The following is a 20,246-nucleotide window of genomic DNA, read 5'->3' as shown; positions in this document are numbered from 1 at the left end:
GGGCCGTCGGACGACCTGTGGGCCCGGGTGACCTCCCAGCGTCCTACGGGTAGCCCGTACCGCCACTGGCTGTGCGCACCGTGTGACACCCGTGTGGCCGACCCCTGTGACAGGTCTGTGACAGTCGGCGGACACGGCCATGAAGTCCCCTCGGCAAGCTTTTCGGCACAGGCAAGGAAGCGAGCCTGAGCGAGACGAACACCGGAAGTCCACGACGGGGGGCGCGAGATGAACACGCTGCACGGCACCAGCACCAGCGCAGTGGTCACGCGTCTGCACGACGTGCACCGGGGTTCCGAGAAGTCCGGTGCCGTGAGCGGGCGGGGGTGCGCTCGCGGCACCGGGCGTCAGCACACCGCCTTCATGACGGTGGTTGACGCTCACACGGGGGAAACGCACGGGGGAGCAGCGTACGGGGAGGCCACGGGGGAGCGTCGTTCCCTGTCGGAGGTGGAGTTCACCGCCTACGTCCAGGAGCGCCGCGCCTCCCTGTACGCCACCGCCTACCACCTGACCGGCGACCGCTTCGAGGCCGAGGACCTGCTGCAGAGCGCGCTGTTCTCGACGTACCGGGCGTGGGACCGGATCAGCGACAAGGCGGCGGTCGGCGGATACCTCCGCCGCACCATGACGAACCTGCACATCAGCGCCTGGCGGCGCCGCAAGCTCAACGAGTACCCGACCGAGGAACTGCCGGAGACGCCCGGCGACACGGACGCCATGCGCGGCACCGAACTGCGCGCGGTCCTGTGGCAGGCGCTGGCCCGGCTGCCCGAACTCCAGCGCACCATGCTGGTCCTGCGCTACTACGAGGGCCGCACGGACCCGGAGATCGCGGAGATCCTCGACATCAGTGTCGGCACGGTGAAGTCCAGCATCTGGCGGTCGCTCCGCCGGCTGCGCGAGGACGAGGTCCTCAGCTTCGGCCGTGACGAGGAGTACGCCTTCGGGGAGCTCGTCGCCTGAAGGTCCGGGGGGAAACACGGGGGAGCACCATCTGGGGGGTGCACGGGGGAGCTCCGTCACGGGGGACACGGACGGAGCGCGTGACAGCGGGACTGGAGGGCCGGGGGGTCCGTCCAGTCCCGTTCGTCTTGCCGCGAGTTCCGGTACGGGCGCCGGTCAGGCCGCCGTACGGGCCCGGGGCTGCCGTCCCGCCGCCGCTGTCGCCAGCCGGTCCAGCGCCTCGTCACGGTCGCAGGGGTGTGCGCCCAGCGAGACCTGGCGGGTGACGATCGACCGCTCCGCGCGCATCAGCCGCCAGCCGCGGCGCAGCAGGAACGGCACCGACTTGCGGCCCTCCTTCAGGTCCCGCAGGAAGCGCCGCCGGAAGGTGGTGACCGGCCCGCGGGTCAGGCAGAGCGCGTCCGCCAGCACCCCGAGTTCCCGGCAGCGTTCGACGATCTCGGCCGCGAAGATGCCCTCCGCGATGAACAGCGGGGTACGCCCGATGTGCAGCGTCTCCTCGCCGGTGCGGGCGCTCAGCGAGATGTCGTACACCGGTACCGGCGTCGACCTCGTGGCGCACAGCCGGGTGATGGCCTCGACCGCGACGTCCGCGTCCCACGACAGCGGATGGTCCCAGTCGATGTCCGAACTCCCCTCCACCAGCGGCAGCGTCGGGTCGTCGCCCTCCTTGTAGAAGTCGTCGAGGCGCAGCACGGGAAGCCCGGAACGGGCGGCGACGAGTGACTTGCCGGAGCCCGAGGGGCCGCACAGCAGCACGACACGGGCGGGAGACGGGGGATGAATGCTCACGGAACACCAGTTTGACGCATGGCGCACCCGCTGCCGACCCCGCGGGTCGGCTTTGGAGTGCGCATCACACCTCGACTACCCTTCGTGTCGGTTTCGGTACGCTGCGCACCTGAACCCGGAGAGCCGTGCCTCCCCCGGACGGAGGGGAAGCGCGGCTCTCGGCCTGCGCGGGCTCAGTACGACGATCCGGACGCGCCCAGCGACCCCGTCGGATGCCAGACGGTCTTCGTCTCCAGGAACGCCGTCATACGGTCGATCCCCGGAGTCGCCGCGTAATCCACAGGCTGTGGACGAAGGACGCGCTTGAGGTTGTCCGCCGCCGCGATCTCCAGTTCCTTCGCCAGCGCCTCGTCGGCGCCCGCGAGGTCGATGGCGTTGACGTCCTGGTGCGCGGCCAGCGGGGCGGCGATCTCCGCCGTGCGGCCTGACAGGACGTTGACGACACCGCCCGGGACGTCGGAGGTGGCCAGCACCTCGCCCAGGGAGAGGGCGGGCAGCGGGGCCTGCTCGGAGGCGATCACGACCGCCGTGTTGCCGGTGGCGATCACCGGGGCCACGACCGACACCAGGCCGAGGAAGGACGACTCCTGCGGGGCCAGGACGGCGACCACGCCGGTCGGCTCGGGGGAGGAGAGGTTGAAGTACGGGCCCGCGACCGGGTTGGCGCCGCCGATCACCTGGGCGATCTTGTCGGTCCAGCCCGCGTACCAGACCCAGCGGTCGATCGCCGCGTCCACCTGCGCGGCGGCCTTCGCCTTCGACAGGCCCTCGGCGTCGGCGACCTCGCGCACGAACTGCTCGCGGCGGCCCTCCAGCATCTCGGCGACGCGGTAGAGGATCTGGCCGCGGTTGTACGCCGTCGCGCCGGACCATCCGCCGAACGCCTTGCGCGCGGCCACGACCGCGTCACGGGCGTCCTTGCGGGAGGAGAGGGGCGCGTTCGCCAGCCACTTGCCCTTCGAGTCGCTCACCTCGTACACCCGGCCGCTCTCGGAACGCGGGAACTTCCCGCCGACGTACAGCTTGTAGGTCTTGAAGACGGAGAGTCGCTCAGTCTTTTCGGTCTTCTCAGACATCGAGGTACGCCTCCAGGCCGTGGCGACCGCCCTCGCGGCCGAAGCCCGACTCCTTGTAGCCGCCGAACGGCGAGGTGGGATCGAACTTGTTGAACGTGTTGGACCAGACGACACCGGCGCGCAGCTTGTTCGCGACGGCCAGGATGCGCGAGCCCTTCTCGGTCCAGATGCCCGCCGACAGGCCGTACTGCGTGTTGTTCGCCTTGGCGACCGCCTCGTCGGGCGTGCGGAAGGTGAGGACCGACAGCACCGGGCCGAAGATCTCGTCCCGGGCGATGGTGTGCGCCTGGGTGACGTTCGTGAACAGCGTCGGCGCGAACCAGTAGCCGGAGGAGGGCAGTTCGCAGGCCGGGGACCAGCGCTCGGCGCCCTCCGCCTCGCCCTGCTCGGCCAGCGCGGTGATCCGGGACAGCTGCTCGGCGGAGTTGATCGCGCCGATGTCGGTGTTCTTGTCCAGCGGGTCGCCGAGGCGCAGCGTGGACAGCCGGCGCTTGAGGGAGTCCAGCAGCTCGTCCTGGATCGACTCCTGGACCAGCAGGCGGGAGCCCGCGCAGCAGACCTGGCCCTGGTTGAAGAAGATGCCGCCCACGATGCCCTCGACGGCCTGGTCGATCGGGGCGTCGTCGAAGACGATGTTGGCGCCCTTGCCGCCCAGTTCCAGGGTGAGCTTCTTGCGCGTGCCGGCGACCGTGCGGGCGATCTCCTTGCCCACCGCGGTGGAGCCGGTGAACGCCACCTTGTTCACGTCCGGGTGCGCGACCAGCGCGGCGCCCGTGTCGCCGTAGCCCGGAAGGATGTTGACGACACCCCTGGGCAGGCCCGCCTGGCGGCAGATGTCCGCGAAGAACAGCGCGGAGAGGGGAGTGGTCTCGGCGGGCTTCAGGACGACCGTGTTGCCGGTCGCCAGCGCCGGGGCGATCTTCCACGCCAGCATCAGCAGCGGGAAGTTCCAGGGGATGACCTGACCCGCGACGCCCAGCGGCCGGGGGTCCGCACCGAAACCGGCGTGCCCGAGCTTGTCCGCCCAGCCCGCGTAGTAGAAGAAGTGCGCGGCCACGAGGGGCAGGTCGGCGTCCCTCGTCTCCTTGATGGGCTTGCCGTTGTCCAGCGTCTCCAGGACGGCCAGCTCACGGCTGCGCTCCTGGATGATGCGGGCGATACGGAAGAGGTACTTGGCGCGCTCCGAGCCGGGCAGCGCCGACCACTTCTCGAAGGCCTTGCGGGCGGCCCGGACGGCGCGGTCGACGTCCTCGGAACCGGCCTGGGCGACCTCGGAGAGGACCTCCTCCGTCGACGGCGAGACGGTCTTGAAGACCTTGCCGTCGGCCGCCTCGGTGAACTCGCCGTCGATGAACAGGCCGTACGAGGGCGCGATGTCCACGATCGCGCGGGACTCGGGCGCGGGTGCGTATTCGAATGCCGATGCCATGGTGATCAGTCCACCGTCACGTAGTCGGGGCCGGAGTAACGGCCGGTGGCCAGCTTCTGACGCTGCATCAGCAGGTCGTTCAGAAGCGAGGAGGCGCCGAAGCGGAACCAGTGGTTGTCCAGCCAGTCCTCGCCGACGGTCTCGTTGACGAGGACGAGGAACTTGACGGCGTCCTTGGTGGTGCGGATGCCGCCGGCCGGCTTCACGCCGACCTGTACCCCGGTCTGCGCCCGGAAGTCGCGCACGGCCTCCAGCATGAGCAGGGTGTTGGCCGGCGTCGCGTTCACCGCGACCTTGCCGGTCGAGGTCTTGATGAAGTCGGCCCCCGCCAGCATGCCGAGCCAGCTCGCGCGGCGGATGTTGTCGTACGTCGACAGCTCGCCGGTCTCGAAGATCACCTTCAGGCGGGCGCTCGTGCCGCAGGCCTCCTTCACGGCGACGATCTCGTCGTACACCTTCAGGTACTTGCCGGAGAGGAACGCCCCGCGGTCGATGACCATGTCGATCTCGTCGGCGCCCGCGACGACGGCGGCGCGGACGTCGGCCAGCTTCACGTCGAGAGCGGCGCGGCCCGCCGGGAAGGCGGTGGCGACCGAGGCGACCTTCACCCCGGAACCGGCGACGGCCTCCTTCGCGGCGGCCACCATGTCGGGATAGACGCAGACGGCCGCGGTCGCGGGGGTCGTACGGTCGGTCGGGTCGGGATGGACCGCCTTGGCGCCGAGCGCCCGGACCTTGCCCGGGGTGTCCGCGCCTTCCAGCGTCGTCAGGTCGACCATCGAGATGGCGAGGTCGATGGCGTACGCCTTCGCGGTGGTCTTGATGGAACGGGTGCCGAGCGAGGCGGCGCGCGCCTCCAGGCCGACCGCGTCGACGCCGGGCAGCCCGTGGAGGAAGCGGCGCAGCGTGCTGTCGGACGCGGTGACGTCAGCGAGAACAGCGGATGCAGAACTGGGCATGGTCACCAGCCGAGCATATCTACGCGCGTAGCGGCTGTACACCCCCGGGACCCTCCGAGCACCGCCGGCGGCGTCGGGCAGAATCGGGACCATGACGACCCCCGACCACCAGTCACCCGCGCCGCAACCCCCGGTGCCCGCCGTCAAGGACCGGATCTACCGCTCGCCGGCCGGCCTCGTGGGCGGTGTCCTGCTGCTCGGCATCGTCGGGTGGCTCGGCATCGACGCTCTGATCAAGGGGCACGGCCGGACGCCCTGGCTGTCGCTGGCCGGGCTCATCCTGGTCGTGCCGCTGGTGGTCGCCTTCACCCTGCGCCCGGCGGTCTTCGCCAACGACGACCGGCTGCGCGTGCGCAACCCCCTCCGCGTGATCACCCTGCCCTGGGGCGAGGTCGCCGCCCTGCGTTCCAGCTACTCGAACGAGATCGTCACCAAGTCCGGCACCAAGTACCAGCTGTGGGCCATCCCCGTCTCGCTCCGCGCCCGCAAGAAGGCCACCCGGCGGCAGGCCCGCGCCGCGGCGGACGCACGCGCGGGCACCCGGCCGGGCGGGCTCGGCGGCGGGCTCGGCGGCGGACTCGGCATCGGCGGCCTGCGGGGCGGCCCCGCCCCATCGGGCCCGACCCGCGCCGAGACCGACCAGATCATGGACGACCTGCGCGAACTGCTGGAGAACCGCGAGCAGGCGGAGACCGCACAGGGCGAGGTCACGGTCCGCTGGGCGTACGAGATCGCGGCACCGGTGGTGGCGGGCGCGGTCCTGCTGGCGATCCTGCTGGCCATCGGCTGACCTCACCCGCCCGCGACCGCAACCACCGGCGCGTTCCGGGTGTCTGAAAACCGATGAGTACGAACTCCGCGCAGCCGCAACAGCAGCCACTGCCGGTGCCGCTGCCCTCCTCCGCGATACCCGAGGGCTGCCCCTCCTGGGACACGGCACGGGCGCGCCGCTGGACCGAGACGCTCCCGCCGCGCTGGGTACCGCCGCGCGCCCGTGCCCGGTACATCGGGACGGCGACCCTGGCCGCCGTGCTCGCGGCCCCCGCACTGACCGTGTACGCCGACTGGCGCCCCTGGGCCGCCGTACCCCTGGCGCTGCACGCCGTGTGGCTGCAGGTGCGCCCCGAGGTGGTGCGGGTCTCCGCACCCGCCCTGGCCACCGCCCTCCTCGCCCTCCGCCCCGCACCGTCCTGGCCGGAGACCCTCGCCGCCGTCCTCGCCCTGGCGCTCGCCTGGACCGCGGCGACGCGCCGGCTGACCGCGCGGGCCCGGCAGCGCGCGGCGGCCCTGGAGGCGGCCGGCGGAGTGACCGCCCCGCTCCCGGACGCGGACAAGGCACTGCCGCGCGGGAAGTTCCTCGCCGGGGCCGGGCTCGTGCCGATCGCGCTCGGCGCCGTACTGATCGCCACCGCCGGCTCCTGGGACGCGGGCGACGAGCGGCTCGCGGCCCCCACGGCCGGCTGGCTGCTGGCCGGACTCGGCGCCACGGTGCTCCTCTCCGCCGCGCTGGCCCGGCACCGGGCCGCCACGCTGCGCCGCGCCCCCGCCCCCGTCCTGCGCGTGCTGGTGCGGGAGAACGCGGACGTGGACACAGAGGTCTACGCCGCCGACGACCTGGCGGCCCTGCGCCCGCTCTTCGTCGTGTCCACCTCGGAGCTTTACGAGGACGAGGACGAGGACGGCGAGGACGAAGACGCGGCAGACGAGAACGAGAACGGGGAAGACGACGACGAGGAGCTGGAGGAATTCCTCGCCCGCCTCGACAGCGACGAACCCGGCCCCCTCCGGCAGGCCGTCCTCTACGGAGCGCCCTGCGACGGCGCCGAGATCCTGCTGCTGGCCGCCGCCGAGAAGGCGGACGAGCCACCCGCGCCGGAACGGTCGACGGGCCCGGTGCGCCCCCTGTCCGACGCCGCCGTACGGCGGGGGCTGACCGCGCGGAGGCGCACGGCCGAGCGTAGGGCGGCGTACGACGAACTGCGCCGGACCGCCCATGAGGCCGTGGCGCGACGAGGCGCCAAGGCGTTGCGCTGGCGCGCCGGCTGGCTGGACCGCGTCACCGTGCTGTTCGCGGTCCTGTGGGGCTACTACCTGTTCTGGGGCGAGACCGGCCCCTGGCGCTACGTCCTCGGCGCCGGACTGGGCCTCGCCGGAGCCCTGCTGCTGCCGCGCCGGCTCGCCTGGCGGATCACCGCCGACAGCGAGGGCCTGTGGTTCAACGGACTGCGCCGGACCCGGCACATCGCCTGGGACCACATCAGGGTGGTCGAGTGCGAGGGCCCCGAGCTGACGCTCGACAGCCGCCGGGCCACGTTCGACGAGTGGTCCGTCCACGCCCCCCGCTGGCCGTGGCTGGAGCGCAGGTTCGGCCTGCTGCACCCCTACGAGCGGACGGCCGCCGAGATCACCGCCCTGTGGCGGAACCCCGCCCTGCGTCCGTCCGCCCCGGCAGACGACCGGCACCGGGGCCGTCCCCTGTGGCCGCTCGCGCTGCTGCTGGCGGCGGGCTGGACGGCGGCGCTCGTACTGCTGCCGTAGCGCCCGCCGGTCCCCTCAGGGCGCGCTCGGCCACACCAGCAGCATGTACGCCCCGCAGTACGCCGACCCCAGCACCGCGCCCGTCAGGGCGAGGACGCGCAGGCGGCGGGAGGCGCGGGCGAGGTGCAGCGCGACGGGGAGCAGGAGCGGAAAGGCGGGCAGCAGGAAGCGGGCGCGGGGGAAGTAGACGCCGCCGCTGGCCAGGTCGATGGCCAGCAGGACGCCGGTGAACACCAGTAGCGGCAGCGGCTGGCGGTCGGCCGCCGACAGCCCGAACAGCACCGTGCACGCCAGCAGCGTGATGGTCACCAGCACCAGGAACAGCTCGGGCGTCGAGTCCTGCCCCAGCAGCTCCCGCAGCCGGCGCAGGGTCTCCCGGCCGCCGTCCAGCTCGTTGTGCCACAGCCGCTGTACGGCGAAGTAGCCGTCCCAGCGGCCCAGGCGCACGCCCACCCAGCCGACGTACGCGCACCAGCCGAGCGGAGCGAGCACGGCGGCCACCAGCGCGCGGGCCGAGAGGCGGCGGCGGAGGGAGAGCAGCGCGGTGACGCCGACCGCGGCGGCCAGCGCGATCCCGGTCGGCCGGGTCAGCCCGGCCAGACAGGCGCCCGCGCCCGCCCACACCCACCGCCCGTCCAGCAGCGCGTACAGCGTCCAGGCGGCGAAGGCCGTGAACAGCGACTCGGTGTACCCCATCCACTGCACCGCCCCGACCGGGAACGCCGCCCACAGCACGGTGAGGAGCACCCCGACCCGCCGCCCGTACAGCCGCTCGCCCACCGCGAACACCCCCCAGGCCGCGAGGAACGAGGCGGCCACGGCGATCCCCAGGCCCGTCGAGGCCCGGCTGCCCGGCGTGAGCGCCGCGACCGCCTTCACCAGCAGCGGATACAGCGGGAAGAAGGCGAGGTTGTTCGCGTCGTAGGCGGCGCCCAGGGTGCGCGCGTACCCGTGGTCCGCGACGCCGAGATACCAGTTGGCGTCCCACTGCGTCGCCAGCATCGGCCAGACGCCGTGGTGGCGGCGGTGCGCCCAGCAGGCCAGGAACAGCAGACCGGCGAGGCGTACGGCGAGGAAGGCGGCCAGGGCGGGGACCGCGCGGCGCAGCGGGCTCAGGGCGCGGGGCGGGGCACCGGCGGGGGAGGGCGGTCGCCGGATGCCCGGGAGGCGGCCGCCGCAGGCCGCCTCTCTGCCTGCTTCGGTGCCTGCTTCGGTGACTGCTTCGCTGGCGGCGGAGGACACGGCGGCGGCTCCAGGGCTCGTCGGCTGCTCGGCGGGCGTACCGCTTCCAGCGTTTCCCGGGAGGACCGGCCGGGCCGCCGCGCGTGCGTCAGCTGTCGCCGCCAAATCACCCGATGGGGTGCCCCTGGTGTCGGGGCACCCCATCGGTGTGCGCTGTGTACGGCTGTGCCGGGCCCTACGGCTCAGATGCCGGCGGCCGCCGAGAGGTCGCGCTTGACGGCCGCGAGCAGCTCGGTGGCCCGGGCGCGGGCGGCCGGCAGCCCGGCGTGCGCGGCGACCGGCACGACGACCTCCAGGTAGCACTTCAGCTTCGGCTCCGTGCCGCTGGGCCGGACGATCACCCGGGCGCCGTCGAGCGTGTAGCGCAGACCGTCCGTGGGTGGCAGCTTGTCCGTCCCCCGGGTGAGGTCCTCGGCCTTGGTGATGGCCAGCCCGGCCAGCTCGGTCGGCGGCTGCTCGCGCAGGCGCCGCATGGCGTCGGAGATGACCGACAGGTCCTGCACCCGGACCGAGAGCTGGTCGGTGGCGTGCAGCCCGTGCTCCACGGCGAGGTCGTCGAGCAGGTCGAGCAGGGTCCGCCCCTGCTCCTTGAGCTCGGAGGCCAGTTCGGTGACGAGCAGGGCGGCCGTGATCCCGTCCTTGTCCCGCACCCCGTCCGGGTCGACGCAGTACCCGAGCGCCTCCTCGTACCCGTACCGCAGCCCCTCCACCCGGGCGATCCACTTGAAGCCGGTGAGGGTCTCCTCGTACGGCAGTCCCGCCTTCTCGGCGATCCGCCCGAGCAGTGAGGACGACACGATGGACTCGGCGAAGGTGCCGGTCGCGCCCCGCCGGACCAGATGGGCGGCGAGCAGGGCCCCCACCTCGTCGCCCCGGAGCATGCGCCACTCGGCACCGTCCCTGACCGCGACCGCGCACCGGTCGGCGTCCGGGTCGTTGGCGATGACCAGGTCCGGCTCCGTCTCCCGCGCCTTCGCGAACGCCAGGTCCATCGCCCCCGGCTCCTCCGGGTTGGGGAAGGCGACGGTGGGGAAGTCCGGGTCCGGCTCGGCCTGCTCGGCGACCAGCGCGGGCTCCGGGAACCCGGCGCGGGCGAAGGCGGCCAGCAGCACGTCCTTGCCGACGCCGTGCATCGCCGTGTAGACGGCCCGGGCGGTGCGCGGCGAGCCCTCGGCCAGGACGGCGTCGGTACGGGCGAGGTATGCCTCGAGGACGCCGTCGTCGAGCGTCTCCCAGCCGGAGTCGGGCCGGGGAACGTCACTCAGCGAGGCGATCGCGTCGATCTCCGCCGCGATCTCCGCGTCGGCGGGCGGCACGATCTGCGAACCGTCGCCCAGGTACACCTTGTAGCCGTTGTCCCGGGGCGGGTTGTGGCTGGCCGTGACCTCCACGCCGGCGACCGCGCCGAGGTGCCTTATGGCGAAGGCCAGGACCGGCGTCGGCAGCGGCCGGGGCAGGACGGCGGCGCGCAGCCCCGCGCCCGTCATCACGGCCGCGGTGTCCCGCGCGAAGTCCTCGGACTTGTACCGGGCGTCGTAGCCGATGACCACGAGTCCGTCCGTCCGGCCCTGCTTCCTCAGATAGGCCGCGAGCCCGGCCGCCGCCCGGATGACCACCGACCGGTTCATCCGCATCGGCCCCGCCCCGAGCTCGCCCCGCAGCCCCGCGGTACCGAACTGAAGCGTCCCGCCGAACCGCTCGGCGAGCTCCTTGACGTCCCCGGCGCCGATCAGCTCGGCGAGTTCGTCCCGGGTCTCCGCGTCGGGATCCTCGGCCAGCCACGCCTTGGCCCGTGCGATGAGATCGTCGTGCACGTCGGGTCAACCTCTCGTTCGTGTTCCTGGGTGCTCAGTGTCGCTGCGAGCCGCTGCCGTGGGCTGCCGCAAGCGCCGGACGGGCTGGATGGTGCCGGCCCGGGCCAGGGGCGGCCTCTTGCCCGGCCGCGCCTCGGCTACAGCCGCCCGAGCACCCGCCCCAGCAGCTCCCCCATGCGCGCCGCGGAGTCCCGTCCGGCCTGCAGAACCTCCTCGTGGTTCAGCGGCTCCCCGGTCATCCCCGCGGCGAGGTTCGTCACCAGTGAGATGCCCAGGACCTCAGCCCCGGCCTCCCGCGCCGCGATGGCCTCCAGCACCGTGGACATGCCCACGAGGTCCGCCCCGATCACCCGGGCCATCCGGATCTCGGCCGGGGTCTCGTAGTGCGGCCCGGGGAACTGCGCGTAGACGCCCTCTTCCAGGGAGGGGTCGATCTCCTTGCACAGCGCCCGCAGCCGCGGCGAGTACAGATCGGTCAGGTCCACGAAGTTCGCGCCGACGATCGGCGAGGTCGCCGTCAGGTTGATGTGGTCGCTGATCAGCACCGGCTGCCCGGGCCGCATGCCCTCACGCAGCCCACCGCACCCGTTGGTGAGCACCACGGTCTTGCAGCCCGCGGCCACCGCGGTACGTACGCCGTGCGCCACGGCGGCGACGCCCCGGCCCTCGTAGTAGTGCGTGCGCCCCAGGAAGACCAGCGCGCGCTTGTCCCCGATGACGTACGAGCGGACCTTGCCCCCGTGCCCCTCGACGGCCGGCGCCGGGAACCCGGGCAGCTCGGTGACCAGGAACTCCGCGTCGGGAGCGCCCAGGGCGTCGACGGCGGGAGCCCAGCCGGAGCCCATCACGAGGGCGACGTCGTGGGTCTCGGCGCCCGTGAGCTCGCGCAGGCGCGCGGCGGCCGTGTCGGCGGCGGCGTAGGGGTCGCCCTGGATGTCGTCCGGAAGAAGAGATGCGTTCACGCGGACGAGGGTAGCCGGTCCGGGCCTACGCGCGTAGATGACGGAGCTCACGGGAGGGCGATCGTTGTCTTGTCGTTTCCAACAGGACGCGGCCGGTTCCCGCGGGAAGCGGTCAGCAGGGCCGCTTGCGCAGCTCCATCACATAGTCGTGCGGCGCCCCCGCCGACTCCGCCGCGTCCGCGACCTCGCCCAGGTACCGGGCCGACGGCAGCCCGCCCTCGTACCCGTTCAGCACGTACGCCCAGGCCGGCTCCGACCCGTCCAGCGTGTGCACCCGCAGCCGCATCCGCCGGTAGATGCCTAGGCCGACGCCCTCCCACCGGTCCATGGACTCCTCGTCCATCGGCGCGATGTCGTACAGCGCGACGAAGACCTGGGAGAGCGGGTCCTCGACGAGCGTCGCCAGCGCGCCCTCCCAGCCCAGCTGCTCGCCGCCGAAGGTCAGCCGCCACCCGTTCAGCCAGCCGGTGGCGCGCAGCGGCGAGTGCGGAGCGCGGCGGGACATCAGCCGTGCGTCGAGATTGCCGGCGTACGCGGCGTAGAGCGACGACATGGGTCGAGAGTACGGCAGTGGAAACTCCCGTCCCCGCCACCCCGGACGTAACCTCGGAAGCGAGGCCCCACGCCCCCGGGCGGAAGCACTTTGAAGCGTGCGGGACAATGGAGTACGTGACTCGGATCGTGATCATCGGTGGCGGACCCGGCGGATATGAAGCGGCGCTGGTCGCGGCGCAGCTCGGCGCGGAGGTGACCGTCGTCGACTGCGACGGTCTGGGCGGAGCGTCGGTACTGACCGACTGCGTGCCGTCGAAGACCCTTATCGCGACGGCCGAGGTGATGACCACCTTCGACTCGTCGTACGAGGAGCTGGGCATCATCGTCGCCGACGACACCCCGCCCCTGGAGCAGGCGGCCCGGGTCGTCGGGGTCGACCTCGGCAAGGTCAACCGGCGTGTCAAGCGGCTCGCCCTCGCCCAGTCCCACGACATCACCGCGTCCGTGACGCGCGCCGGTGCCCGGGTCATGCGCGGTCGTGGCCGCCTCGACGGCATGCAGGCCCTCGACGGCTCCCGCAAGGTCGTCGTCCGGGCGGCCGACGGCACCGAGGAGACCCTCGTGGCCGACGCCGTCCTCATAGCCACCGGCGGTCACCCGCGCGAGCTCCCCGACGCCCAGCCCGACGGCGAGCGCATCCTGAACTGGACCCAGGTCTACGACCTCACCGAGCTCCCCGAGGAGCTCATCGTGGTCGGCTCCGGTGTCACCGGCGCCGAGTTCGCCGGCGCCTACCAGGCCCTCGGCTCCAAGGTCACGCTGGTCTCCTCCCGCGACCGCGTGCTGCCCGGCGAGGACCCGGACGCCGCCGCCGTCCTGGAGGACGTCTTCCGCCGCCGCGGCATGAACGTCATGGCCCGCTCCCGCGCCCAGTCCGCCAAGCGGGTCGGCGACCGGGTCGAGGTCACCCTCGCCGACGGCCGCGTCATCACCGGCTCGCACTGCCTGATGGCCGTCGGCGCCATCCCGAACAGCGCGGGGCTCGGCCTGGAGGAGGCGGGCGTGCGGCTGCGCGACTCCGGGCACATCTGGACCGACCGGGTGTCCCGGACCAGCGCGCCCGGTGTGTACGCGGCCGGCGACGTCACCGGCATCTTCGCCCTCGCGTCCGTCGCCGCGATGCAGGGACGTATCGCCATGTACCACTTCCTCGGCGACGCGGTGACCCCGCTGAACCTCAAGACGGTCTCCTCGAACGTCTTCACCGACCCCGAGATCGCCACCGTCGGCTACAGCCAGGCCGACGTGGACGCGGGCAAGATCGACGCCCGGGTCGTCAAGCTGCCGCTGCTGCGCAACCCGCGCGCCAAGATGCAGGGCATCCGCGACGGCTTCGTGAAGATCTTCTGCCGCCCGGGCACCGGAATCGTCGTCGGCGGTGTGGTCGTGTCGCCGCGCGCCTCGGAACTCATCCACCCCATCTCGATCGCTGTCGACAACAATCTGACGGTCGAGCAGATCGCGAACGCCTTCACCGTGTATCCGTCCCTTTCGGGCTCGATCGCCGAAGTGGCACGGCAGTTGCACACCCGCAAGACGGGCGGCGAGGTCTGACGGCCTGCCGGCCGGAAGCAAGTCATCGCTGGTCACGGGGAGTTGCCGACCGTGCGTACGGCATAGGCGGGGCGGTTAGGCCCTATACCACTTACCGCCCTGCCGTGCGAACAACTTCTGCTATTCGGCGCAAACTGCTGAAAGCAGACGGTCGCCCGCGTTACTGTCAGTTTCGTGTTCGCTGCAGAACGTCGCCAATTGATCCTCGAAATGGTGCGAGCGAACGGGGCCGTGTCGCTCCGTGAGCTCGCCCGCGTCGTCCAGACCTCCGAAGTGACCGTACGACGGGACGTGCGGGCACTGGAGGCAGAAGGACTCCTCGACCGCCGGCACGGCGGTGCGGTACTGCCGGGCGGGTTCACGCGGGAGTCCGGCTTTCCGCAGAAATCCCATCTCGCGACCGCCGAGAAGACGGCCATCGCCGATCTCGCCGCGGGACTCGTCGAAGAGGGCGAGGCCATCGTGGTGGGGGCCGGGACCACCACGCAGGAGCTGGCCCGTCGGCTCGCCCGGGTCCCCGGCCTGACCGTCGTCACCAACTCCCTCCTCGTCGCCCAGGCCTTGGCGCACGCCAACCGCGTGGAGGTGGTGATGACCGGCGGCACCCTGCGCGGGTCCAACTACGCCCTCGTCGGCTCCGGTGCCGAACAGTCCCTCCAGGGGCTCAGGGTCTCCAAGGCCTTCCTCTCCGGAAGCGGTCTGACCGCCGAGCGCGGGCTGTCCACGTCCAACATGCTCTCGGCGTCCGTCGACCGCGCCCTGGTGCAGGCGGCGGCGGAGGTCGTGGTCCTCGCCGACCACACCAAGCTGGGCACGGACACGATGTTCCAGACGGTCCCCACGGACCTCATCACCCGTCTGGTCACCGACGAGCCCCCCGCCCACGACGACCGCGCCGCCACCGAGCTCCAGGCCCTCGCCGACCAAGGGGTGCACATCGCCGTGGCCGGGGCCTCGGGCAGCCCGGGGGGTGATCAGGTCCCGGCGCGCCAGCAGCGCCGGGACGTGCCCCTCCCCGGCCCGCGACGCGGCCAGGTCCCCGGCCCGGGCCTGCGCCCCGCCACCGTCCTCGGCGCCGAACAGCCCCCAGGAGCGGACCGCCCCCGAGTCGCAGACCTCCGCCGCCGATAAGCACCGGCCTCGCACCGCCGTCAGCCCCAAGCACACCTGAGCCGCCGCTGGGGCTACGCCGGATCAGGGGCGCCGTGGGACGGTCGTGCGCCTGTGGTGCGGCGGGCGCTGCGCGTCCGGTTGGTGTGTGGCGTGCACGTGCTTGAGCCGCACGCCGGATCCCGGTCGCCTGACGGCCGCGTGCTCGTCTTCCGCGAGGACACGCATCCGGGCCGCCGTGACGGCTGCGTGCCGTCTTCCGCGAGGACTACGCCTCCGGGGTTGCGGTGGGCGCTGCGTATCCGGTTGGTGTGTGGCGGGCACGCACTTGAGCTGCCCCCAGGGTTCGCCGGATCCCGGTCGCCTGACGTCCGTGCGTCCCTCTCTGGCTTGGACCGCGCATCTGGGCCCTCCTGACGGCTGCGCGCCACCTTCCGCGAGGGTCGCGCTCCCGGGCCGCCGTGACGGCCGCGCGGCCCCGCCGTGAGGACCGGGCATCCGGGCCGCCGTGTGGCTGCCTGCCCGTGTCGTCGCGTACGCGTGTCCTACCGGCAGGGCGCGGCAGGATGATGCGGCCTGACGGCCGGTACCCGCGCTCAGGGCCTGACGCGCGCCTCCGGCCGCGCAGCTGAACACACCGGGTCCGGCACCCGCACCGCCGTGGTGGGCGTCAGTCCTTCAGGCCCCGGAGGGTCAGCCGCAGCAAGCGGTCGGCCAGGGCGGGGTCGGTGGGGGACTCCTCCGCGGCCAGGGCTATCGCGTGGGTGAGCTGGAGGAGGTCGCCGATCGAGACGTCGGCCCGTACGGCGCCGGACTCCTGGGCTCGGGCTAGCAGTGCGCCGCCCGCCTCGCGGATGGGGGTGCTGCAGCGGGCCAGCGCCGAACCGGACTCGGCGGACACCGACATCAGCGCCCGCGCCAGACCGCGGTACTCACCGGCGTGCGTGACCATCTCGCGCAGCCAGGTCACCAGGGCGGAGCAGGGCTCGGGGGCGTGCAGCAGTTCGCGGGCGCGGGCGAGGAGTTCGCTCACCGCGTCCTCGAAGACCGCGCTCATCAGCGCGTGCCGGTTGGGGAAGTGCCGGTAGAGCGTGCCGATCCCGACGCCCGCGCGACGGGCCACGTCCTCCAGCGAGGCGTCCGTACCGTGCTCCGCGAACGCGGCGCGGGCCTCGGCGAGCAGCCGCTCGTGATTGCGCCGGGCGTCGGCGCGCATGGCACGGGGAGCGGCGGGAGCCGCCGTGTCCCCGGCCCGGGCGGTCTCCTCAGCGGTCGCCCCCGCCATGGCCTCCACCTGCCCTCTCTCGCGGCCGACTGGCCTCCAGCATGCCACCGAGCCGGAACGAGCGGGAAAAGACGAGGCGCCCGGCGGAGACTGCTCAGTCCGCCGGGCGCCCGGAATCCCGTACCTACCGGGACATCAGTCCTTGATCTCGCAGATCGCGGCGCCGGAGCTGATGGACGCACCGATCTCCGCGCTGAGGCCCTTGATGGTGCCCGCCTTGTGCGCGTTCAGCGGCTGCTCCATCTTCATGGCCTCGAGTACGACGATCAGGTCGCCCTCCTTGACCTCCTGGCCCTCCTCGACCGCCACCTTCACGATCGTGCCCTGCATCGGGGAGGCGAGGGTGTCGCCCGAGGCGACCGGGCCGGACTTCTTGGCCGCCCGGCGCTTGGGCTTGGCGCCCGCGGCCAGACCGGTGCGGGCCAGCGTCATGCCGAGCGACGCGGGCAGGGAGACCTCCAGCCGCTTGCCGCCGACCTCGACGACGACCGTCTCACGGCCCGTGTCCTCATCCGCCTCGGCGTCGGCCGGAGCGGTGAAGGCCTTGATCTCGTTGACGAACTCGGTCTCGATCCAGCGCGTGTGCACCTTGAACGGTTCGGCCGAACCGGTCAGTTCCGGAGCGAACGCCGGGTCGGTCACCACCGCGCGGTGGAACGGGATCGCCGTGGCCATGCCCTCGACCTGGAACTCCTCCAGCGCACGGGCGGCCCGCTCCAGCGCCTCCTTGCGGGTGCGGCCGGTGACGATCAGCTTCGCCAGCAGCGAGTCCCACGCCGGGCCGATCACGCTGCCCGCCTCCACACCCGCGTCCAGGCGGACACCCGGACCCGAGGGCGCGTCGAAACGGGTCACCGTGCCCGGCGCCGGGAGGAAGTTGCGGCCCGGGTCCTCGCCGTTGATACGGAACTCGAACGAGTGACCCCGCAGCGCCGGATCGTCGTAACCCAGCTCCTCGCCGTCGGCGATCCGGAACATCTCCCGCACCAGGTCGATACCCGCGACCTCCTCGGTCACCGGGTGCTCGACCTGCAGACGCGTGTTGACCTCCAGGAAGGAGATCGTGCCGTCGTTGCCGACCAGGAACTCCACGGTGCCCGCACCGACGTACCCGGCCTCCTTCAGGATCGCCTTCGACGACGAGTACAGCTCCGCGACCTGCGCCTCATTCAGGAACGGCGCAGGAGCCTCCTCCACCAGCTTCTGGTGCCGGCGCTGGAGGGAGCAGTCACGCGTGGACACCACGACCACGTTCCCGTGCCGGTCGGCCAGGCACTGCGTCTCCACGTGCCGGGGCTTGTCGAGGTAGCGCTCGACGAAGCACTCACCCCGGCCGAAGGCCGCCACGGCCTCCCGCACCGCCGACTCGTACAGCTCCGGGACCTCCTCCAGCGTCCGGGCGACCTTCAGACCACGGCCGCCACCACCGAAGGCCGCCTTGATCGCGATCGGCAGCCCGTGCTGCTCCGCGAAGGCCACGACCTCCTCCGCACCGCTCACCGGATCGGGTGTACCGGCCACCAGCGGCGCGCCCGCGCGCTGGGCGATGTGACGCGCCGCCACCTTGTCACCCAGATCGCGGATGGCCTGCGGGGGCGGACCGATCCAGATCAGGCCCGCGTCCAGCACCGCCTGCGCGAATTCGGCGTTCTCCGACAAGAAGCCGTAGCCCGGATGGATGGCGTCCGCGCCGGACTCCCGGGCGGCACCGAGGACCTTCTCGATGTCGAGGTAGCTGGTTGCCGGGGTGTCACCGCCCAGAGCGAACGCCTCATCCGCGGCGCGGACATGCAGAGCGTCCCGGTCCGGTTCGGCGTAGACGGCCACGCTCGCGATCCCGGCGTCCCGGCAGGCCCGGGCCACGCGGACAGCGATTTCGCCACGGTTGGCGATGAGCACCTTGCGCACGATTGAGGCTCCCTCCTTGAAACAAGCCGAGTTTAGGGACTGCCGACACGGCACTTCGACCCGTCCCCAATGGTGAGCTTGCCCACACGGAGCGTGATTCGAGGCTCGCTCGACCCGCGAAAGCCCATGTCGCACCTCGGTAGGCAGGGCTCCACCGGAAAACCCTAGTCCCGCCATGTGGTCAAGGTCTCTGTGAGAGCGTGCCGCGCCCCACTCGGTTTCTTTGTTGAGTCCCTACGAATGGCCCAACGATTCTTTGCTGCCGCCCGGACCCTTGTCCCGGGGTTTACCCGTTAGTAGCGTTCACGATGTCTTGAACGTACTTCAGGTAACAGCAGCTCTGCTCGGGCTGGGGTCGAAAGTGGGTGGGGCCGGTGGTGCGCAGACCGGTGGCGTGGGTCGTGGCGGTCATACTCTTGGCCGAGGCGCTCGGCATCGCGGCACTGAACTGGTTCCTCGGGGTGGTCGTCGACCGCCAGGACATGTCCCTGGCCGGTCTGGACCCGGACACGATGGCACTGTCCTCGAAGATCGGCGGCGTGCTCTTCGGCCTCTACTTCGCGCTGTGCGCCCTGGTCGCCGTGCTGGTCGCCGTCCGCGACCGCGCCCCCGCCGGCCTCGGCCGGGTCCTGCTGATCAGCGTGGCGGTGGTGCACGGGCTGCTGGGGGCGTTCGCCGTGGGGCTGGTGAGCTGGGCCGCGTTCACGTTCATGGTGGTGGTACTCGGACTGATCGTCCTGCTGCTGATGACGTACGACCGTCAGGCGGACCCGGGCCCGGGCCCGGACCCCGAGCCGCAGGACGAGGTGCCCCCCGCCCCGGTCACTCCGCCGGCGCCCACAACTCCGTGATGCCGACACCCAGTTCACCGAGCAGCCGCCGTACCAGGGGCAGGCTGATGCCGATCACGTTGCCGTGGTCGCCGTCGATGCCCTCGATGAACGGCGCCGAACGGCCGTCCAGGGTGAAGGCCCCGGCCACGTAGAGCGGCTCCCCGGAGGCGACGTACGCGGCGATCTCGTCGTCGCTCGGCTCGCCGAAACGCACCACGGTGGACGCCGTGGCGGACACGTACCGCTTGGCGACCGTGTCCCACACGCAGTGCCCCGTCTGGAGGATCCCGGCCCGCCCGCGCATCGCCTTCCAGCGCGCGGTGGCCTCCTCGGCGTCCGCGGGCTTGCCCAGTGCCTGCCCGTCCAGCTCCAGCACCGAGTCACAGCCGATCACCAGCGCGCCCTGCACCTCGGGCCGCGCGGCCACCACCGAGGCCTTCGCCTCGGCCAGGGCAAGCGCCAGGTCGGCGGGGGTGGGCGCGATGACGGCGTCCTCGTCGACCCCGCTCACGATCACCTCGGGATCCAGCCCGGCCTGCCGGAGCAGACCGAGCCGGGCGGGGGACTGGGAGGCGAGCACGAGTCGCCTGCGCGGCTTGGCAGTCATGCGCTCAGGTTAGCCATCCCGGTGCGCGGTCCTCACCTCAACCCGATCACGATCATCGCCAGAACCATGGCCAGGGCCATGAGGAGGCCGAGCCGCCGCAACATCTCCTGCATGTCGCGCAGTTCTTTCGGCGGCTCGTTCTCAGGGTCGGACCACAGCATGCCTTCAGCGTGCGCCGGGCTCCGGCGGTGGGGCCTGAGTACGGGTACTCAAATCACCGGCCCCCCGCGCCTGGGGTGGGTGACCTCTAGGGCCCCATCGCGTCGACGCCCTCCTCCGCCTTGCAGCTGGACGCTCCCCCACGCTCGAATGCGCTCGCGCGGGGGGACCCCATCGCCCCGCTCACCAGCGCCGATGAGGCGCCGCCGTTTCCTGCGACCTGATCCGCCGGCCAGGCCCTAGCCCGGCCAGTACGTGCGGGTCCATGCCGTCGGGCCCGGCTGCGGAAGCCGGTGGGCCGCGATGCGGGACGGGTCGGCCCAGGAGTCCCTCGGTGCCTCCGCGCCGGACGGCGTGTCGGCCGCCGCCGCGGCGCGGGCCCGGACCACCGCGAGGGCGGCGGCGAGCTCCTCGGGGGTCGGGTTGCCTCGTACGACCTTGATCGTCATGTCTGCTC

General features: G+C 72.3%; 19 protein-coding genes. 6 read left to right on the top strand and 13 right to left on the bottom strand.

Annotated elements, in window-relative coordinates; genetic code table 11:
* Positions 1 to 228: 228 nt before the first annotated feature.
* Positions 229 to 966, top strand: coding sequence for a SigE family RNA polymerase sigma factor (locus tag ACZ7L0_RS06770; protein ID WP_471241342.1), 738 nt, complete (start codon positions 229 to 231; stop codon positions 964 to 966).
* Positions 967 to 1,122: 156 nt separating this feature from the next.
* On the opposite strand, the gene ACZ7L0_RS06765 is transcribed toward ACZ7L0_RS06770, so the two are convergent.
* From ACZ7L0_RS06765 to deoC, 4 genes are all read right to left on the bottom strand, one after another.
* On the bottom strand, positions 1,123 to 1,725 hold the full coding sequence (locus tag ACZ7L0_RS06765; RefSeq protein ID WP_471241604.1) for a uridine kinase family protein: 603 nt from the start codon (positions 1,723 to 1,725) through the stop codon (positions 1,123 to 1,125).
* A 206-nt stretch (positions 1,726 to 1,931) separates the two neighbouring features.
* The gene (locus ACZ7L0_RS06760) at positions 1,932 to 2,834 is read right to left on the bottom strand and encodes an aldehyde dehydrogenase family protein (protein WP_471241341.1); all 903 of its coding nucleotides are present in this window, start codon (positions 2,832 to 2,834) and stop codon (positions 1,932 to 1,934) included.
* Positions 2,827 to 4,263, bottom strand: coding sequence for an aldehyde dehydrogenase family protein (locus tag ACZ7L0_RS06755; protein ID WP_471241340.1), 1,437 nt, complete (start codon positions 4,261 to 4,263; stop codon positions 2,827 to 2,829). Before ACZ7L0_RS06755 ends, ACZ7L0_RS06760 begins: the two co-directional genes overlap by 8 nt.
* A 5-nt stretch (positions 4,264 to 4,268) precedes the next feature.
* A complete protein-coding gene (gene deoC / locus ACZ7L0_RS06750; protein ID WP_471241339.1) occupies positions 4,269 to 5,222 on the bottom strand; it encodes a deoxyribose-phosphate aldolase in 954 nt (317 codons plus the stop codon).
* A gap of 91 nt (positions 5,223 to 5,313) precedes the next feature.
* Here deoC and ACZ7L0_RS06745 point away from each other — a divergent pair, with 91 nt between their 5' ends.
* Both ACZ7L0_RS06745 and ACZ7L0_RS06740 read left to right on the top strand, forming a co-directional pair.
* Complete coding sequence (locus ACZ7L0_RS06745; RefSeq protein WP_471241338.1) at positions 5,314 to 6,012, top strand: PH domain-containing protein; 699 nt, start codon at positions 5,314 to 5,316, stop codon at positions 6,010 to 6,012.
* 53 nt (positions 6,013 to 6,065) lie between these two features.
* Positions 6,066 to 7,760 (top strand): hypothetical protein, encoded by a 1,695-nt coding sequence (locus ACZ7L0_RS06740; protein WP_471241337.1) that lies wholly within the window; start codon positions 6,066 to 6,068, stop codon positions 7,758 to 7,760.
* Between the two features lie 15 nt (positions 7,761 to 7,775).
* Here the strand turns inward: ACZ7L0_RS06740 and ACZ7L0_RS06735 are convergent, their stop codons facing one another.
* From ACZ7L0_RS06735 to ACZ7L0_RS06720, 4 genes are all read right to left on the bottom strand, one after another.
* Positions 7,776 to 8,918, bottom strand: a complete 1,143-nt coding sequence (locus tag ACZ7L0_RS06735) for a hypothetical protein (RefSeq protein WP_471241603.1) — start codon at positions 8,916 to 8,918, stop codon at positions 7,776 to 7,778.
* 266 nt (positions 8,919 to 9,184) lie between these two features.
* On the bottom strand, positions 9,185 to 10,816 hold the full coding sequence (locus ACZ7L0_RS06730) for a phospho-sugar mutase (RefSeq protein ID WP_471241336.1): 1,632 nt from the start codon (positions 10,814 to 10,816) through the stop codon (positions 9,185 to 9,187).
* 137 nt (positions 10,817 to 10,953) lie between these two features.
* Positions 10,954 to 11,778 (bottom strand): purine-nucleoside phosphorylase, encoded by an 825-nt coding sequence (locus ACZ7L0_RS06725; protein WP_471241335.1) that lies wholly within the window; start codon positions 11,776 to 11,778, stop codon positions 10,954 to 10,956.
* A gap of 112 nt (positions 11,779 to 11,890) precedes the next feature.
* A complete protein-coding gene (locus tag ACZ7L0_RS06720) occupies positions 11,891 to 12,331 on the bottom strand; it encodes a gamma-glutamylcyclotransferase family protein (RefSeq protein WP_471241334.1) in 441 nt (146 codons plus the stop codon).
* Positions 12,332 to 12,438: 107 nt separating this feature from the next.
* Between ACZ7L0_RS06720 and ACZ7L0_RS06715 the strand changes: the two genes are divergently transcribed.
* Complete coding sequence (locus ACZ7L0_RS06715; protein ID WP_471241333.1) at positions 12,439 to 13,887, top strand: NAD(P)H-quinone dehydrogenase; 1,449 nt, start codon at positions 12,439 to 12,441, stop codon at positions 13,885 to 13,887.
* A gap of 174 nt (positions 13,888 to 14,061) precedes the next feature.
* The gene (locus ACZ7L0_RS06710; RefSeq protein ID WP_471241332.1) at positions 14,062 to 15,018 is read left to right on the top strand and encodes a DeoR/GlpR family DNA-binding transcription regulator; all 957 of its coding nucleotides are present in this window, start codon (positions 14,062 to 14,064) and stop codon (positions 15,016 to 15,018) included.
* A gap of 649 nt (positions 15,019 to 15,667) precedes the next feature.
* Here ACZ7L0_RS06710 and ACZ7L0_RS06705 read toward each other — a convergent pair.
* On the bottom strand, positions 15,668 to 16,213 hold the full coding sequence (locus tag ACZ7L0_RS06705; protein ID WP_471241602.1) for a TetR/AcrR family transcriptional regulator: 546 nt from the start codon (positions 16,211 to 16,213) through the stop codon (positions 15,668 to 15,670).
* Positions 16,214 to 16,417: 204 nt separating this feature from the next.
* A complete protein-coding gene (locus ACZ7L0_RS06700; RefSeq protein WP_471241331.1) occupies positions 16,418 to 18,190 on the bottom strand; it encodes an acetyl/propionyl/methylcrotonyl-CoA carboxylase subunit alpha in 1,773 nt (590 codons plus the stop codon).
* 374 nt (positions 18,191 to 18,564) lie between these two features.
* Between ACZ7L0_RS06700 and ACZ7L0_RS06695 the strand changes: the two genes are divergently transcribed.
* A complete protein-coding gene (locus ACZ7L0_RS06695; RefSeq protein ID WP_471241330.1) occupies positions 18,565 to 19,041 on the top strand; it encodes a hypothetical protein in 477 nt (158 codons plus the stop codon).
* Here ACZ7L0_RS06695 and ACZ7L0_RS06690 read toward each other — a convergent pair.
* From ACZ7L0_RS06690 to ACZ7L0_RS06680, 3 genes are all read right to left on the bottom strand, one after another.
* The gene (locus ACZ7L0_RS06690) at positions 19,013 to 19,630 is read right to left on the bottom strand and encodes a Maf family protein (RefSeq protein ID WP_471241329.1); all 618 of its coding nucleotides are present in this window, start codon (positions 19,628 to 19,630) and stop codon (positions 19,013 to 19,015) included. The genes ACZ7L0_RS06695 and ACZ7L0_RS06690 overlap by 29 nt on opposite strands.
* Positions 19,631 to 19,662: 32 nt before the next feature.
* Positions 19,663 to 19,791 carry a morphogenic membrane protein MmpB gene (gene mmpB, locus ACZ7L0_RS06685; RefSeq protein ID WP_361217770.1) on the bottom strand — a complete coding sequence of 43 codons (129 nt, stop codon included), beginning with the start codon at positions 19,789 to 19,791 and terminating at the stop codon, positions 19,663 to 19,665.
* A gap of 237 nt (positions 19,792 to 20,028) precedes the next feature.
* Entirely contained in the window at positions 20,029 to 20,238 is a 210-nt protein-coding gene (locus ACZ7L0_RS06680; protein ID WP_471241328.1) for an acyl-CoA carboxylase epsilon subunit, read from the bottom strand.
* Positions 20,239 to 20,246: the final 8 nt, after the last annotated feature.

It is taken from the genome of Streptomyces sp. NPDC039424, from assembly GCF_055639495.1.
This window is presented reverse-complemented; position numbering and strand designations above follow the sequence as displayed.

Bases quoted from the DNA above. Each gene is read 5' to 3' on its own strand.
- ACZ7L0_RS06770 (WP_471241342.1), top strand. From the start codon at position 229: ATGAACACGCTGCACGGCACCAGCACCAGCGCAGTGGTCACGCGTCTG.
- ACZ7L0_RS06760 (WP_471241341.1), bottom strand. From the start codon at position 2,834: ATGTCTGAGAAGACCGAAAAGACTGAGCGACTCTCCGTCTTCAAGACC.
- ACZ7L0_RS06755 (WP_471241340.1), bottom strand. From the start codon at position 4,263: ATGGCATCGGCATTCGAATACGCACCCGCGCCCGAGTCCCGCGCGATC.
- deoC (WP_471241339.1), bottom strand. From the start codon at position 5,222: ATGCCCAGTTCTGCATCCGCTGTTCTCGCTGACGTCACCGCGTCCGAC.
- ACZ7L0_RS06745 (WP_471241338.1), top strand. From the start codon at position 5,314: ATGACGACCCCCGACCACCAGTCACCCGCGCCGCAACCCCCGGTGCCC.
- ACZ7L0_RS06740 (WP_471241337.1), top strand. From the start codon at position 6,066: ATGAGTACGAACTCCGCGCAGCCGCAACAGCAGCCACTGCCGGTGCCG.
- ACZ7L0_RS06720 (WP_471241334.1), bottom strand. From the start codon at position 12,331: ATGTCGTCGCTCTACGCCGCGTACGCCGGCAATCTCGACGCACGGCTG.
- ACZ7L0_RS06715 (WP_471241333.1), top strand. From the start codon at position 12,439: ATGGAGTACGTGACTCGGATCGTGATCATCGGTGGCGGACCCGGCGGA.
- ACZ7L0_RS06705 (WP_471241602.1), bottom strand. From the start codon at position 16,213: ATGCGCGCCGACGCCCGGCGCAATCACGAGCGGCTGCTCGCCGAGGCC.
- ACZ7L0_RS06690 (WP_471241329.1), bottom strand. From the start codon at position 19,630: ATGACTGCCAAGCCGCGCAGGCGACTCGTGCTCGCCTCCCAGTCCCCC.
- mmpB (WP_361217770.1), bottom strand. From the start codon at position 19,791: ATGCTGTGGTCCGACCCTGAGAACGAGCCGCCGAAAGAACTGCGCGAC.
- ACZ7L0_RS06680 (WP_471241328.1), bottom strand. From the start codon at position 20,238: ATGACGATCAAGGTCGTACGAGGCAACCCGACCCCCGAGGAGCTCGCC.